Source organism: Variovorax pasteuri (assembly GCF_051216435.1).
Taxonomy (GTDB): domain Bacteria; phylum Pseudomonadota; class Gammaproteobacteria; order Burkholderiales; family Burkholderiaceae_C; genus Variovorax.
This window is the reverse complement of record NZ_JBPJZS010000002.1, coordinates 464252-479459: the sequence shown is the minus strand read 5'-3', so window position 1 is coordinate 479459 and position 15208 is coordinate 464252. Positions and strand designations below refer to the sequence as shown.

At 68.2% G+C, this 15208-nt stretch carries 15 protein-coding genes and 1 pseudogene; 9 read left to right on the top strand and 7 right to left on the bottom strand.

All coding sequences use genetic code 11. The annotated features are described in order from the left end of the window. Nucleotides 1–48: 48 nt before the first annotated feature. From ACSFBM_RS09385 to ACSFBM_RS09375, 3 genes are read right to left on the bottom strand one after another with little or no spacing between them, the layout of a single operon-like run. Complete coding sequence (locus ACSFBM_RS09385; protein WP_093131953.1) at nt 49–369, bottom strand: NIPSNAP family protein; 321 nt, start codon at nt 367–369, stop codon at nt 49–51. 25 nt (nt 370–394) lie between these two features. Continuing rightward, nucleotides 395–2020: a GMC family oxidoreductase gene (locus ACSFBM_RS09380; protein WP_435484100.1), complete on the bottom strand. Its 1626-nt coding sequence runs from the start codon at nt 2018–2020 to the stop codon at nt 395–397. A 14-nt stretch (nt 2021–2034) separates the two neighbouring features. Beyond that, a complete protein-coding gene (locus tag ACSFBM_RS09375; protein WP_435484099.1) occupies nt 2035–2886 on the bottom strand; it encodes a uracil-DNA glycosylase family protein in 852 nt (283 codons plus the stop codon). 154 nt (nt 2887–3040) lie between these two features. Here ACSFBM_RS09375 and ACSFBM_RS09370 point away from each other — a divergent pair, with 154 nt between their 5' ends. Both ACSFBM_RS09370 and ACSFBM_RS09365 read left to right on the top strand, forming a co-directional pair. Beyond that, nucleotides 3041–3694, top strand: a complete 654-nt coding sequence (locus ACSFBM_RS09370) for a TetR family transcriptional regulator C-terminal domain-containing protein (protein WP_435484098.1) — start codon at nt 3041–3043, stop codon at nt 3692–3694. 162 nt (nt 3695–3856) lie between these two features. Continuing rightward, nucleotides 3857–4237: a helicase SNF2 gene (locus ACSFBM_RS09365; protein WP_435484097.1), complete on the top strand. Its 381-nt coding sequence runs from the start codon at nt 3857–3859 to the stop codon at nt 4235–4237. A 133-nt stretch (nt 4238–4370) separates the two neighbouring features. Here ACSFBM_RS09365 and ACSFBM_RS09360 read toward each other — a convergent pair whose 3' ends face one another. Together ACSFBM_RS09360 and ACSFBM_RS09355 are read right to left on the bottom strand one after the other, a co-directional pair. After that, complete coding sequence (locus ACSFBM_RS09360; RefSeq protein WP_435484096.1) at nt 4371–4760, bottom strand: DUF427 domain-containing protein; 390 nt, start codon at nt 4758–4760, stop codon at nt 4371–4373. Nucleotides 4761–4884: 124 nt separating this feature from the next. After that, nucleotides 4885–5766, bottom strand: coding sequence for a class I SAM-dependent methyltransferase (locus ACSFBM_RS09355; protein WP_435484095.1), 882 nt, complete (start codon nt 5764–5766; stop codon nt 4885–4887). A gap of 104 nt (nt 5767–5870) precedes the next feature. Between ACSFBM_RS09355 and ACSFBM_RS09350 the strand changes: the two genes are divergently transcribed. From ACSFBM_RS09350 to ACSFBM_RS09340, 3 genes and pseudogenes are all read left to right on the top strand, one after another. Further along, nucleotides 5871–6839: a Bug family tripartite tricarboxylate transporter substrate binding protein gene (locus tag ACSFBM_RS09350; RefSeq protein WP_435484094.1), complete on the top strand. Its 969-nt coding sequence runs from the start codon at nt 5871–5873 to the stop codon at nt 6837–6839. A 69-nt stretch (nt 6840–6908) separates the two neighbouring features. Then, nucleotides 6909–7541, top strand: a pseudogene (locus ACSFBM_RS09345) (FABP family protein); the annotation flags it as partial. Between the two features lie 316 nt (nt 7542–7857). Continuing rightward, nucleotides 7858–8436, top strand: coding sequence for a GNAT family N-acetyltransferase (locus ACSFBM_RS09340; protein WP_435484093.1), 579 nt, complete (start codon nt 7858–7860; stop codon nt 8434–8436). On the opposite strand, the gene ACSFBM_RS09335 is transcribed toward ACSFBM_RS09340, so the two are convergent. Continuing rightward, a complete protein-coding gene (locus ACSFBM_RS09335) occupies nt 8419–9336 on the bottom strand; it encodes a LysR family transcriptional regulator (protein WP_435484785.1) in 918 nt (305 codons plus the stop codon). The genes ACSFBM_RS09340 and ACSFBM_RS09335 overlap by 18 nt on opposite strands. Before the next feature lie 88 nt (nt 9337–9424). On the opposite strand from ACSFBM_RS09335, the gene ACSFBM_RS09330 reads away from it, so the two are divergent. From ACSFBM_RS09330 to ACSFBM_RS09315, 4 genes are all read left to right on the top strand, one after another. Beyond that, a complete protein-coding gene (locus ACSFBM_RS09330; protein WP_435484092.1) occupies nt 9425–10816 on the top strand; it encodes an acyclic terpene utilization AtuA family protein in 1392 nt (463 codons plus the stop codon). Next, nucleotides 10813–11181, top strand: a complete 369-nt coding sequence (locus tag ACSFBM_RS09325) for an AtuA-related protein (protein ID WP_435484091.1) — start codon at nt 10813–10815, stop codon at nt 11179–11181. Before ACSFBM_RS09330 ends, ACSFBM_RS09325 begins: the two co-directional genes overlap by 4 nt. 52 nt (nt 11182–11233) lie before the next feature. After that, on the top strand, nt 11234–12199 hold the full coding sequence (locus ACSFBM_RS09320) for a Bug family tripartite tricarboxylate transporter substrate binding protein (protein ID WP_435484090.1): 966 nt from the start codon (nt 11234–11236) through the stop codon (nt 12197–12199). A 62-nt stretch (nt 12200–12261) separates the two neighbouring features. Further along, nucleotides 12262–14355, top strand: coding sequence for an alpha/beta hydrolase domain-containing protein (locus ACSFBM_RS09315; protein ID WP_435484089.1), 2094 nt, complete (start codon nt 12262–12264; stop codon nt 14353–14355). Here the strand turns inward: ACSFBM_RS09315 and ACSFBM_RS09310 are convergent, their stop codons facing one another. After that, complete coding sequence (locus ACSFBM_RS09310) at nt 14356–15144, bottom strand: NAD(P)H-dependent oxidoreductase (RefSeq protein ID WP_435484088.1); 789 nt, start codon at nt 15142–15144, stop codon at nt 14356–14358. It lies immediately after the preceding gene. Nucleotides 15145–15208 lie beyond the last annotated feature (64 nt).

The window sequence follows — 15208 nt, the reverse complement described above, 5'->3', positions numbered from 1 at the left end:
TATCTCTGGGGTTGAGGAAGGGGCGAAGGAAAGAGCCGGCGAGCGGACTCAGGGCGTGGGGGAACTGGGCGCGGGGTTCATGATCATCACGTCCTGGCTCTGGATGGCGTCCAGCGCCCACACGCTCTTGATGAACGACTGCCACTCGGGGTCGGCGTACATCGCGGCGCGGCGTGCCTCGCGGTCGGCCAGGCTGTCGTAGGCCCACATCAGCACCGAGGTGTGCAGCCGGCCGATCTCGGAGATGTACAGGCCCACGAACCTGTTCAGGTGGCGCTGCTGCACCGGCAGGCCTTCGCGTTCGTACTTCTCGCGCCATTGGTCGATGGTGCCAGGGCGGAAGGTGTAGAGGCGGTGTTCGACGATCATCAAGTGCTCCTGTGGGTGCTGGGTGTCACTGCCCGGCCAGGATGAATTCGGCGCACTTCTCGCCGATCATGATGGCCGGGGCATTGGTGTTGCCGCTCGAGATGACCGGCATGATGGAAGCGTCGGCCACGCGCAGGTTGGCAATGCCATGCACCTTGAGCCGGTGGTCCACCACGGCCATGGCGTCGTTGCCCATCTTGCAGGTGCCCACCGGGTGGAAGGTGGTCATGGCGGTGGCGCGCAGCCAGGCGACGAGGTCTTCGTCGCTCTGCTTGTCGGGGCCGGGCGCGAGTTCCTTGCCGCGGTAGGCGTCGAACGCGGGCTGGTCGATGACCTGGCGCGTGGCGCGGATGGCGTCGACCATGGTCTGGCGGTCGAACTCGGTGTCCAGGTAGTTGGGCTGGATCAGCGGCGCATCGGTCGGGCGGCCCGAGCGCAGGCGGATGCGGCCCTTGCTGCTCGGGTTGACCGGGCCCACGCGCAAGGTGAAGCCGTGCTTAGCCTCCACCGTCGATTTCTTGAACGGGTTGGGAAAATACAGGTTGGCCGTTTTCTCCAGCGCGGGCATGAAGTGCAGTTGCACGTCGGGGTGCTCGAGCTCGGGCCGGGTCTTGATGAAGGCGCCGGCTTCGTACGGAAAGGTGGTGGTGATGCCTTCGCCGAACAGCATTCCGCGCACCACCGAGAACGCGATCTTGTCCGCGCGCAGGTCCTTGTACAGCGTGACGGGCTGCCTGCACTCGTACGACATCACGCAGTCGACGTGGTCCTGCAGGTTGCCGCCCACGCCGGGCAGTGCCTTGAGCACGGGAATGTCGTGCCTGGCCAGTTCTTCCTGCGGACCGATGCCCGAGAGCATCAGCAGGTGCGGCGAGCCGACCACGCCCGCGCAAAGAATCACTTCCTTGCGGGCGCGCACGGTGCGCATCTGGCCGAGCACGTCGTAGGCCACGCCCACGGCACGGCCTTTCTCGACCAGCACCTTGTGCGTGAGCGCGCGCGTCACGACCTTGAGGTTGCTGCGCTTCAATGCCGGGCGCAGGAACGCGAAGGACGTGGACCAGCGCTTGCCGTTCCTGATGGTGAAGTCGTAGCGGCCGAAGCCCAGCTGGCTGGCGCCGTTGAAGTCGTCGTTCAGCGGGTAGCCGGCCTGCTGGCCCGCCAGGCAGAACACGTCGAGCAATGCGTTCCAGCCGCGCGCGCGGCACACGGTGAGTTCGCCCTTGGCGTTGTGGAACACGCCGTCGCGCTGGATGTGGCCCTCGGAGCGCTTGAAGGCGGGCAGCACGTCCTTGTAAGACCAGCCCAGGTTGCCCATGGCGGCCCAGCCGTCGTAGTCCTGCTTGCCGCCGCGCACGTAGATCATGCCGTTGATGGTCGAGGTGCCGCCGAGCACCTTGCCGCGCGGCCAGTAGATCTTGCGGCCGTTGAGGTTGGGCTCGGGCTCGGAGTGGAAGTGCCAGTTGTAGATGCCCGACTGGAACAACTTGCCCATGAGCATCGGCAGGCGGAAGAGGGGGTTCGAGTCTTTCCCGCCGGCCTCCAGCAGCAGCACGCGGGTGGCGGGGCGGGCGCTGAGCCGGGCTGCGAGCGCGCAGCCCGCGGAACCGGCGCCCACGATGATGTAGTCGTAGTCGTTCTTGTCGTTCATGGGGCTACCGGCCGTCACCAGCGAATGGGGTCGCACCCCATCTCGGCGAGATGGGCGTTGCACAGGACGAAGGGGTTGGGCAGGCCCAGCACCGCCTCTGCGTAGGCGGGGTGTTCGCGCAGGATGCAGGCGACGTTGCCATGCCGGTCCTGCGCGATGCCGGCCGCCTGGAAGGCCTCGACGGCAGAGACGCCGAAGGCCATGAAGACCACCGGCTCGCCGCGCTTGCGCAGGTACGACAGCACGGCCTGGATGAGCGGCTTCCACACCACCAGGTGGCCGCGCGACTGGTGCGGGTCGATGCCCACCTGGAAGCGGCTGAGCGTGAAGGAGGTGTTGAGCAGCAGCACGCCGCTGTCGATCCAGCGGTCGCTCAGCGTGGCGGGCGTCTCGAAGGGCAGCGCGCCCGATTCGATCGCCTGCAGCGTGCGCGGCCAGTTGGCAAAGCTGCCGCCGTAGGCTGCGTCACCGGTGCGTGCCTCGGCCAGCATCTGCACCCAGGCGCGGATGCTCCTGGTGAACATCTTGTCGAGCTCGCGCCACTCGGCCACGTTGCCCACTTCGAAGGCGCGGCCCGTGGCGATGTCGATGGACGGATACGGGTCTTGCCCCAGCACCACGCAGCGCACCTGCGTGGGCGGCACGCTGTCGAAGGCCTTGAGCATGTGCGCGCCCTTGGGGCTGCCGGCCAGCTGCCGGCCCTTGCGCACCGGAAAGATCGGCTCCCAAGCCTGCAGTTCGAGCGCCGCGTCGACGCCCTCGAAATCGAGTGTCACATCGCCCAGCGCGGCCCGCCACGCATCGGGCAGGTCGTCGGGCCAGTTCGCGAGTGTTTCTTGCAGTGCGGTGCGCAGGGCTTGGGGCATGGGCTACATTCAAACTTCAAAAAGCTGACCAGTTCGTCAGGAAATTCTAAGGAATAAATTGACGAGTTGGTCAGAATTTTTTTGGTGCCTGCCCGTGCTCCGTTTCGGGGCGCCCTCTAGAATTTGAGCCCGCTCACCAGCGACACCATTGCCCATGCGCGACACCAAAACTCCCCGATCCCCCCTGCCGGACAACCCCGCGGATCGGGAGATCAGGGCGGCCAACAAACGCAAGATCCTCAAGGCCGCCAGCGAGGTGTTTGCCGCCAAGGGCTTCGACGGCGCGCGCATTGCAGAAATCGCCACCGTCGCGGGCCTGCCCAAGGCCAACGTCTACTACTACTACGCCACCAAGGAAGAGCTCTACAGCGCCACCTTCGCGCCGCTGCTGGCCGAGTGGGACAGCGCGCTGCAGATCCTGCAGGTCGACACCGAACCCGCCGTGGCCTTGCGCGCCTACGTGCAAGCCAAGCTCAAGCTGGGCCGCAAGAACCCGCTGGAGGCGCGCCTGTTCGCCAACGAGGTGGTGCGCGGCGGTGCGTTCCTGTCGGTGGCCGACCGTGCGCATATCGCGAAGAGCACGGCCGCCAGCATCGAGGTGTTCGAGGCCTGGATGGCCGCCAAGAAGATCCGCCAGATCGACCCGCGGCACTTTCTCTTCATGCTGTGGGCTGCGACCCAGTTCTATGCCGACTACGAGCCCATCGTGAATGCCGTGCTGCAGGTGAAGAAGCTCACCGCCGCGCACTACGACCAGGCGCTGGAAAGCATCGTGGGCACCGTGCTCGGCGGCGTGCTGATCGACTGACTGATCGCGGCCCTGGCACGCCGCGATTGTTTCCATCACATGAACACCGCGGTTCTTTTTGACCAGGGTTTTCCCTTGGGTATCGGCGCACAATTCTTCCCATGGACCAGCCCTTCAGCTGATCCAGGGAACCAAAACCGAAACCAATTGAAGGAAATCCAAATGACCGCCTCGAAGCTCCTCTCCGCCATCTCCATCGCTCTTCTGGCCGCCGCCGGTGCCGCCCATGCCGAGAGCTATGACGGCGTGCATCAAATCACCTCGGCCGTGAGCCGTGCCGACGTCGCCAGCCAGGCCGTGGTGGCCGCGCACAGCGCCAACCCCTATGCCGACGGCGCCAACCAAGGCCCCGTGCAACTGATCGCCTCGACCACCAGCCGCGCCGCCGTTCGCGCCGAAGCAGTGGCCGCCGCGCACAGCGAGAACCCGTATGCAGAAGGCGTGAGCTCGCGTGTGGCACCGGTGCTGGCCAGCGGCATCGACCGCTCCACCGTGCGTGCCGCAGCCCGCGCAGCAGCACGCGGCGACGCACTGCCGCTGTAATCGACTGAACGACGTTGCCCCGCCGCTGGCGAGGGCACACGCACAAAAGCCGGACCCTGCGAAAGCGGGGCCCGGCTTTTTGCCGTTCGAGGGGTGGGGTGGGCAGGCGGGGTTGCGGCCGCCTGTGAGACGCCTACGCGACGCGCTCTTCGATCGGCCCCACGCGGTCCGCGTAGAACGCCACGTGGTCCTTGATCTGTTCGACGGGCTCGTACGGTGCCTCGTAGGTCCACACCGCATTCACCGAGCGCTCGCCGCCGGCCGGAATGCTGTAGTAAGCGGCTTCGCCCTTGTACGGGCAGTAGGTCGCGTGCGAGGTGCGCTCCAGCAGCGACATGCGCACGTCCTTGCGCGGGATGTAGTGCACGGTGCCGAAGTGCGCTTCGCGCAGCGTCAGCGCGTCGCGCGTGTCGGCAATGACGTGGCCATCGACCGACACCACCACGCGAAGCGGATTCTTCGCGATGGTGATCTGATGTTCGGGACCGGGGATCTTGACGGTGCGCTCTGGCGTGGCGAACATGGCTTGCTCCTTCTCTCGGGTCTGGGTGACGCAGGAATCGGCGGATGCGCATCTTGCCGCGATGTCGCGCCGGTTTGAAGCCCCCCGAAAATCGGCCTGATGCCAGCGTGGTCAAAGCTCCCGGCTATTTGCCGGACGCGCGCGGCTTGACGAATTTCAGCGTCATTCGGTCCGACTCCCCGATCGCCAGGTACTTCGCCCGGTCGACCTCGCCGCCGCGCAGCGTGGGCGGCAGCGACCACACGCCGTTCGCATGGTCCTTGGTGTCGCGCGGGTTGGCGTTGACCTCGCTGCTGCCCGCGAATTCGAAGCCCGCAGCCTTCGCGCGCTCGATCACCAGGTCCTGCGGCACGTAGCCGCTCGCGATCACGCGGCCAAGGGGGATGCCCGGCGCCGCGCGGTGCTCTTCCACGCCCAGCACGCCGCCGGGCTTGAGCACGTCGAAGAAGGCGCGCAGGCTCTCGTCGAAGTGCCCGTCCTCGATCCAGTTGTGGATGTTGCGGAATGTCAGCACCGCATCGGCGCCGCCGGGCGGGCGGATGTCCGTGAAGGCCGCGGTGGGCAGCGTGCCGAGCACGACGCGGCCGTACACCTTCGGCTCGCGCGCGAGCTTGTCGCGAAAGGCGGCGCGTGCGCGCTGCTGGCCGGGTGTGCCGCCGGCCGGCTCATGGGCGGCATACAGGCGTCCTTGGTCGTGCAGGTAAGGCGCGAGGATCTCGGTGTACCAGCCGCCGCCGGGCGCAATCTCGATGACCGTCGCATCGGGGCGTATGCCGAAGAAGGCCAGCGTGTCGAGCGGGTGCCGCGCGCCGTCGCGGGCCCGGTTCGCGGGGCTGCGCTGCGGGCCGTCGACCGCCGCCCGCAAGGCTTCGATGGCTTTGGGCGGCAAGGTGGTGGCGTTGCCCGTCTGGGCGTTCACGAGGCCGGTGGCGCCCGCCAGCGGCAGCAGTGCGGCGGCGGCCACGAGGCCGCGGCGCCGGGAGGAAAACGGGTTGGAAGAGGTCATCGCCGGATCATGCGGGAATCGGCTTGTGCCTGCTTGCACGGGCGATGCGAGCACTTTCGGTGATAAAACTTCGCGCGATCCTACCCCGCCATCGAATGACCGAAGTGAAGAAAAACAAGCTCGCCACTTTCCTGCTTGCCAGCCTGCTGGCCGTCGGTGCCTGGGCGCAGGACTGGCCGGGCAAACCCGTGCGCATCGTCGTCCCCGCGCCCGCCGGCAGTTCGCTCGACCTCATTGCGCGCACCCTGGCAGACCGCCTGCGCGTGATGTGGAAGCAGCCCGTGGTCATCGAGACCAAGGCCGGCGCGGGCGGCCTGATCGGCATGGACACGGTGGCCAAGGCGCCGCACGACGGCTACACGCTGGGCATCGGCTTCAACGGACCGATCGCCTTCGGCCCCTACATGTACGCGCGCATGCCCTATGCGCCGGCGCGCGACCTGATGCCCATCGTGCTCACGACCTCGCAGCCCAACGTGCTGGCGGTGCAGGCGAACAACCCGGCGAACACGCTGGCGGAATTCGTCGAGTGGGCGAAGAAGCGGGGCAACCGGTTCAGCTATGCGTCGGTGGGCGCGGGCAGTTCGTCGCACCTCACGATGGAGCTGTTTCGCAGCGTGGCGCACATCGAGGCCGTGCATGTGCCGTACGCGGGTTCGCCGCCCGCGGGCCTGTCGCTGGCCGCGGGGGATACGCAGGCGCTGTTCACCGTGGCGCCCGCGCTGCTGCCGCTGATTCAGGGGCAGCGCGTGAAGCTCATCGCGGTGACCAGCGCGCGGCGCTCCGAACTCATGAAAGACCTGCCCACGGTGGCCGAGTCGGGCTACCCGGGTTTCGAGTCGCTCGCGTGGAACGGTTTCTTCACCGCCAGCGGCACGCCATCCGAGGTGGTGCGCCGCATCAACGCCGACGTCAACACCGTGCTGCGCGAGCCCGCCGTGCGCGAGCTGCTGGCCAACCAGGGGCTGGTGGCGGGCGGTGGCTCGCCCGAGGAATTTGCGGCCTTCATCGACAGCGAGGGGCGCAAGTGGGGCGCGATCATTGCAAGGGTCGGCATTCGGCTCGACCAGTGACAGGCAGGCCGCCTGCACAGCGACGAACCTGCGAAGACATCCATCAAAAAAACCACGAGGAAGAACAACATGGCCAGCTACCCCGACGACATCTACACCGAACCCGAGCCCGATCCGCACACGCTCGCCAACCTGGGCCCGCTGGCGGCGCTCGCCGGGCTGTGGGTCGGCGGCCACGGCCACGACGTGAGCCCGAAGGCCGACGGCCCTGAGGCCGAGGGCTACATCGAGCACGCGGAGTTCCAGCCCATCGACGCGCAGACCAACGGGCCGCAAATTTTCTACGGGCTGCGCTACCACCTGCGCGTCGTCAAGCCGAACGAGGTCGAGAGCTTTCACGACCAGGTCGGCTACTGGCTCTGGGAGCCCGCCACCGGCGCGCTGATCCAGACGCTGTCGATTCCGCGCGGGCTGACCGCCATGGCCACCGGCCACGCGCAGGCCGACGCGCGCAGCTTCCGCCTCGAGGCGGTGCGCGGCGGCGAAACCAACGGCATCCTGGCCAACCCTTTCCTCGAGCATGCGTTCAAGACGCTGAGCTACAGCATCGAGGTGAGCGTGCATGACGACGGCGGCTGGTCTTACGTGCTGGAGACGGTGCTGAGCGTGCGCGGCCAGGCCGAGCCCTTCAGGCACACCGACCGCAACACGCTGCGCAAGATCGGCGAGGCCACGCCCAACCCGACGGCCCGGGCCGCGCTGGCCGAGGCGGCCGCGCAATCCGCGGGTGCGGAGGCGGCACAGGTCGTCTCGGCCGTCGCGGCGAGTGCCGCGGGCGTGGCAAGCACGTCCGGCGTGCCCGGCGTGCCCGGCGTGCCCGACGCCGTGGCCTGAACCGGTATGGGCTCAGTGACCTGAGCCAGCCGGAACGACGCCACGTTCTGGTTGGCGGCAGCTCTGTGACTTCCTTGTCTTCGGCAGCGCCTGAATCGGCCTGCCCGTGATCACGCCCGAATGCGCGGCGCTAGCATCGCGCAGCCGGGCAACCGGCGTTCACAAAAAAAGACAGGGAGTACCAATGAACGAATTTCCATTGCACGTGGCCGCCCCAGGCGGCCTTGCGCTGCGGCACATCGGCGTGGAAGACGTGCCGGCGCTGCACCAGCTCATCGAGCTCAACAAGGAGGGCCTGCTTGCCGCGCTCGACTGGCCGCGTTTTGTGCGCACGCAGGCGGACACGCACGCGTTCTGCGCAGCCAGCGAAGCCGCGCGGCAGGACCGCAAGAGCGCCACTTACGGCGTCTGGCGCGGCGAGGCGCTGCAGGGGGTGGTGTCTTTCAACGTCGTTCACCATGCCAGCCAGAGCGGCGACATCGGCTACTGGCTAGGCAGCGCCGCGCGAGGAAAGGGCGTGGCAAGTACGGCGGTGGCGGCGATGATTCGCGCGTTTTCCGATGCCGACCTGGTTCACCACTGCATCATCAAGTGCGCCACCGGCAACGAACGCAGCAAGAAGCTCGCCGAGCGCCTGGGCTTCGTTCGCGAGGGGGTGCTGAGCAAGGCCGAGAAGATCGGCGACGTCGTTCACGACCAGTACGTGTACTCGCTCGATGCACGCAGGGCGCCGGTGCTGCCCGCTTCAGTCCAGCTTCAGTGACCCCAGGCGCTGCACGATCAGGTCGTGCAGCGTCTGCGCCGCCACCGACAGGCTGCCCTCGCGCCGCTGCACCAGGTACAGCGTGCGGGTAAGGCCCGCCACCGGCAGCGGCCTTGTCACCAGCGTCTCGCGCTGGAAGTGGAACAGCGTCAGGGCCGGCACCACGCTGACTCCCAGTCCCGCCTCGACCAGGCCCATGACGGTGGCCAGGTGCTCCACCTCGAACACCGCGTTCAGCCGCTGCGGGTGCAGCGCCACGTCGAGCGCCTGCCGCACGCTGCTGTTGCGCGCCATCTGGATGAAGGGGTAGGGCGCGATCTTCTTCACCGTGAGGCGCGCCTCCCGCGCCAGCGGATGGTCGGCGCGGCACACCAGGTGAAAGCGGTCGCTGCACAGCTTGCGCGCGCGCAGGTCGCTGCCGGCCGTGCCGCCGGCGCCCGAGGCCGCGAGCGCAAAGTCGGCCTGGCCGCTGCGCACCAGCGCAATGCAGGCGTCGGACAGCGCATCGTCCAGGTCGATGCGAATGCCGGGCCACGCCTGCATGAACTCCGCGAACACCGCCGGCAGCCAACCCGCCGCGAGCGAGGGCAGGGCGGCCACGCGCACGCGGCCCTTGCGGCGCTCCACGTGGTCGGCCAGGTCGCTCATGGCGCTGCCCATGTCGTCGAGCAGCCGGCGCGCCGAGCCCTCGAACAGCTGGCCTTCGGGCGTGAGCTGCACGCTGCGCGTGTCGCGGTCGAACAGGCGCGTGCCCACCGCGTCTTCGAGCGTGCGAATGAGCGCGCTGAACGCCGGCTGCGACAGGTGGCTGGTCTGCGCCGCGCGCGTGAAGTTGCGGTGCTCGGCCAGCGCGAGAAAGGCGCGCAGCTGCCGCGTGGAGAGGTCAGGCGTCTTTCTCAGGGGCATGGAGCAGTCATTTGAAAAGCAGATCAATTGATCCGAAGTTTCGATTTTACGGATGACGGGGCGCTGCCTACAGTGCACGGCAATGAACGCTACAGAAACGCCCACGCTGTTGATCGGCTGCGCCGCCGGTTTCTCGGGCGACCGCACCGACGCCGCGGGGCCCGTGGTCGATACGCTGATCGCACGGCTGGCCAGCGGCCCCGAAGGCCAGCGCGCCTTCCTGATCTTCGAAACCCTGGCCGAGCGCACGCTGGCGCTGGCCCAGTTGCGCCGCCGCGCCAACCCCGACGCGGGCTACGAGCCGCTGCTCGACGACATGCTGCGGCCCGTGCTGGCGCGCTGCCTGGCGCACGGCATCCGCATCGTGAGCAACTTCGGCGCCGCCAACCCCCGCGCGGCTGCGCGGCACATCGCCCGCATGGCGCGCGAGCTCGGTGCGAGCGCGCCACGCATCGCGGTGGTCGAGGGCGACGACCTGTCGGGCCCCGAGCACCGCGCGCTGCTGAACGAAGCGCTCGGCGCGCAGATGCAGGGGCTGCGCGTGGTCAGTGCCAACGCCTACATCGGCGCCGAGCCGATTGCCGCTGCGCTCGACGCGGGCGCGCAGATCGTGGTGTGCGGCCGCGTGGCCGACCCTTCGCTCACCGTCGGGCCGGCCATGTCGCACTTCGGCTGGCGCGCCGACGACTGGGACCGCCTGGGCCGCGCCACCATGGCCGGCCACCTGCTCGAATGCGGCGCGCAGGTGTGCGGCGGCTACTTTGCCGACCCCGGCTACAAGGACGTGCCGGGGCTTGAAAACGTGGGCTTCCCCATCGCCGAGATCGACGCCGAGGGCCGCTGCACCATCGGCAAGGCCGACGCCACCGGGGGCCTCGTGAGCGAAGCGACCGTGAAGGAGCAACTGCTCTACGAAGTGCACGACCCCGCCGCCTACCTGACGCCCGACGTGGTGGCCGACATTGCCGATGCCGAAGTGCGCGCGCTGCCGGGCGCCGACCGCGTCGAGCTTTCCGGTGTGCGCGGCCATGAACGGCCCGGCCGCTACAAGGTCAACGTCTGCCACGAAGGCGGCTGGCTGGCCGAGGGCGAAATCTCTTACGCAGGCCCGCGCGCCGAAGCGCGTGCGCGGCTCGCGGCCGACGTGCTGAAGAAGCGCCTGCCTGGGCTCGCCTTGCGCGTGGACCTGATCGGCGCGCTGAGCATCCTGGGCGACGACGCCGGCCGCGCGCTGGCCGACACGCCCGACGCCGGCCTGCGCGACGTGCGCCTGCGCGTGGCCGCCACGCACACCGATCGCGCGCAGGCCGAGCGCCTGGCGCGCGAAGTCATGGCGCTCTACACCTGCGGCCCCGCGGGTGGCGGCGGCGTGCGCACCGCGCTCACGCCGCGGCTCAACACGCTGTCGTGCCTGCTGCCGCGCGACGCCATTCCGGTTCGCTTCGAATTGCTGGACGCGGAGGCGCTCGCATGAACACCCCTGAGCAAGACACGGTCGAAGTGCCTCTGTACCGCGCCGCCCATGGCCGCACGGGCGACAAGGGCGACCGCTCGAACATCAGCGTCATCGCCTGGCATGCGGACCTGTTCGACCTGCTGGTTTCGCAGCTCACGCCCGAGCGCGTGGCCGCGCAGTTTCGCCACCGCGCGCCCTCGCAGGTGCAGCGCTTCGTGCTGCCGAAACTGCACGCGATGAACTTCGTGCTCGACGCCGTGCTCGACGGCGGCGTGAACGATGCGCTGAACCTCGATGCGCACGGCAAGGCGCTGTCCTTCCTGCTGCTCGACATGCCCGTTCGCGTGCCGCGCGCGCTCGTGCCTTTGCTGGCCGGGCCTTAGCGACACACGTTCCTTTTTATTCCACTCACCCATTCCATCCGGAGACAAAACAATGAAACGATTTCCTCTTGCCGCGCTGACCGTCGCCCTTGCCATGGTGCCCTTGCTCGGCCACGCGCAGGCCTTCCCCGAAAAGGCCATCACCTTCGTCGTGCCCTTTGCGGCCGGCACCGCCACCGACCAGATCGCGCGCGCGCTCGGCAACCAGATCGCCACCGAGACGAAGCAGGCCGTCATCATCGACAACAAGGCCGGCGCCAGCGGCTTCATCGCCTCGCAGGCCGTGGCCAAGGCGCCCGCCGACGGCTACACCGTGCTCATCACCACCAACACCACGCACGCGGCCAACGAGCACCTGTTCAAGAAGCTGCCCTACGACCCGGTGAAAGACTTTTCGCCCGTCGCCGCGCTGGGCAAGGGCGGGCAGATCATGGTGGTGAACCCTACATTTCCCGCGAAGAGCGTGGCGGAGTTCATCGCGCTCGCGAAGAAGGACCCGGGCAAGTACAGCTTCGGCAGCGGCAGTTCGTCCAGCCGCATGGCGGGCGAGTTGCTGCAGCAGATGGCCGGCATCAAGCTGCTGCACGTGCCCTACAAGAGCAACACGCTGGCCGTGACCGACCTGCTGGGCAGCCAGATCAACATGATGATCACCGACACGGCCACCGGCCTGCCGCAGGTGAAGGCGGGCAAGCTGCGCGCGCTGGGCATTTCCAGCGCCGCGCGTTCGCCGCTGGCGCCCGACGTGCCCACCATTTCCGAGGCCGGCGTGAAGGGCTACGAGATGGGCTATTGGTTCGCGGCTTACGCGCCCGCGAAGACCCCGCCCGCCGTGGTCAAGCGCCTGAACGAACTGCTGGTGAAGGCCGCGAAGAGCGACGCCGCGAAGACCGCCTTCTACGAGCCGACCGGTACCGAGGTGTTCACGACCTCGCCGGAGGAGCTGGGCAAGTTCCAGACCGCCGAGTCGCAGAAGTGGGGCCGGATCGTGAAGGCTGCGGGCATCGAAGCCGAGTAGCAGGCACGCCGCAACGCGCATCGGCGCCGCGACGACACAAGACATACAACAGGAGACAAACCATGAAACGCTGGAGCCCTTTGGCTGCCACGGTGGCTTCGGCCGCCCTTTTTCTGAGTGCATGCGGCGGCAGCGGTGGAGGAGGGGGCGGTTTGTTGCCGCCCCCGGCCGCCACCACCACATCGCCCGCGGCCACGCCACCCGTGGCTGCGGCCGCCCCCAGGTACAAGCTCGCCATCACCGCCACCGAAGACGTGCCCGGCACCTTCGGCAGCGTGGGCGCCTACGAGAAGATCAGCGGCACCTTCACCGGCGAGGTCGACCCGAAGGACCCGCGCAACGCCATCATCCAGGACCTGCAACTCGCGCCGCTCAACGCCAACGGCAAGGTCGAGTACGCGTCGGACTTCGTGCTCTTCAAGCCCAAGGACATGCGCAAGGCCAGCGGCGTGCTGCGCTACGACGCGCCGAACCGCGGCAACATCGTCAACCTCGACCCGTACTTCGCCTCGCGCGGCCATGTGTTCCTCACTGCCGCATGGCAGGGCGACGTGCCGGCCGCGCCGGGCAAGCTCACGCTGAAGGTGCCGGTCGCGAAGAATGCCGACGGCAGTTCGATCACCGGCACCTACCGTGCCGAACTGCTGCCGACCACGGCCACCAACGATTCGCTGCCGCTGCCCGGCGGCCCGTTCAACGCGGCCATGCAGGCCTATGCCACGGCAAGCCTGGACAACACGCAGCCCGGCTACGTGCTCACGCGCCGCGTCAACGAAGGCGATGCGCGCCAGCTCATTCCCGCGAGCGAATGGAAGTTCGCGAAGTGCGGTGCTGCCACGCCGTTCCCCGGCACGCCCGACGAGACGAACGTGTGCCTGAAGGACAAGTGGGATCCGGCGTACCTGTACGAGCTGGTCTACGTCGCGAAGGACCCGAAGGTCATGGGCCTGGGCCTGGCCGCGCTGCGCGACATGATCGGCTTCTTCCATCGCAGCGCGAGCGACGCGGCGGGCACCGCCAACCCGGTGGCCGCCGCCATCAGGAACACCATTGCCTCGGGCGTTTCGCAGTGCGGCAACTTCATGAAGACCTTCGTGCACCTCGGCTTCAACGAGGACAGCGCGGGCGGCAAGGTGTTCGACGGCGTGTTCGCGCAGATTGCGGCGCGGCAGACCAACATCAACATGCGCTTCTCGGTGCCGGGCGGCGGCGGCGGCGTGCGCGCCGACCACACCGCCTTCGGCCAGGCCGGTGCGCGCGGCCTGTCGAAGGACTACGTGGACGACGTGGCGCAGCGCCGAGGCGGCATTCTGTCGCGCTGTGAGGCGAGTGGCACCTGCCCCAAGCTCTTCATCGGCTTCAGCGGTACCGAGTTCTGGACCCTGCAGGGTTCGCCGCTGCTGACCGATGCGTGGGGCAGCGCCGACCTGGTGCAGCCCGGCAACGCGCGCATCTACTACTACGCGAGCTCGCATCACCTGCTGGGCCTGGCGTCGCTGCCGGGTGCAGGCGCCGGTGCGCTGTATGCCACCAATGCGAACACGGGCGTGATTCCGGTGGTGCGTGCGCTGTACCAGGACCTCGACGACTGGGTCGTCAACGGCACCACGCCGCCCGACAGCCAGGTGCCCAGGCTGGCCGATGCGACGCTGGTGCGACCGCAGCAGGTCAGGTTTCCGGCCATTCCGGGCGCGAGCTACACCGGGCTGGTCAACACCTATTCGCTGCTCGACTGGGGTCCCAACTACCGCCCGCAGGACGAGAGCGGCATCGCCACACAGGTGCCACCGGCCAGGCTGGGGCGCGACTACGCGATCCTGGTGCCGCAGGTGGACGCGGACGGCAACGACGTCGCAGGCATCCGAAGCGTGGACGTGGCCGTGCCGCTGGGCACCAACACCGGGTGGAACACCACCAACGTGCCCGGGCGCATCGACCAGGCGGGGTTGTTCGGCTCGTACTTCGCGTTCGCCAAGACCCCGGCGCTGCGTGCGGGCGATCCGCGCCTGTCGCTGCAGGAACGCTACGTGGACCAGGCGGGCTACGTCGCGGCTGTCACCGCCGCCGCCAATGACCTGGTGGCCAGGCGCTTCATGCTGCGCGTCGATGCCGATGCAGCCATCGCGAACGCAGTCTCCAACCCGGTGCTGCCTTGACTAGTCCGCACGCGGTGCGCTGTGCACCGCGAACCCTTCCTGGCCCGGTGCAATGTCGGGCCGCAGGGTGAGGGCGGGAATGTCGTAGTCGCCGGCGTTCTGCGGGCGGAACGGAATCGGCTCGGCCGTGAACAGCGTGTCGAGCCGCTGGCCCAGTTCTTCGGTGATGCGCGCGTAGGCCGCCGCGTCGACCTTGTGCGTGCGATACACCAGATACGGCGGCAGCACGTCGAAGCCCGGGTAGTAGAGGATGCCGTGCTGGATCGGAAACAGCAGGTCGTCCATCGGCCCGTTGATGCCGCGCGGCGCGTAGTGCGACTCCCAGCCGCCCGCCGTCACCACCAGCATCGCGCGCTTGCCGGCCAGGGTGCCTTCGCCGAAGCGGTCGCCCCAGTGCGTGTCGGAGTGCTCGCCCACGCCGTAGGCGAAGCCATAGGCATAGATGCGCTCGACCCAGCCCTTGAGGATGGCGGGCATCGAATACCACCACAGCGGAAACTGCAGGATCACCGCGTCGGCCCACAGCAGCTTCTGCTGCTCGGCGGCGATGTCGGCTGCCTGGGTTCCGGTTTCGAAGGCGCGCAGCGACTCCAGCGAGGGGTCGAAGCGCGCGGCGCTGTCGCGCGCGGGAAAGTCGTCGGCGTCGAGCGCGGGCTTCCAGCGCATGGCGTACAGGTCGGACACGCGCACGGCATGGCCCGCGGCGGCGAGGCGCTCGGCCGTGAAGCGGTGGAGCGAGCCGTTGAGCGAGGCGGCTTCGGGGTGGGCAAGAACGAGCAGGATGTTCACGGTGTCTGAGGCTTTCGAATGAATGAGCCCTCAGGTTAGGCAGCGTAGCGCTATATTGGAAATG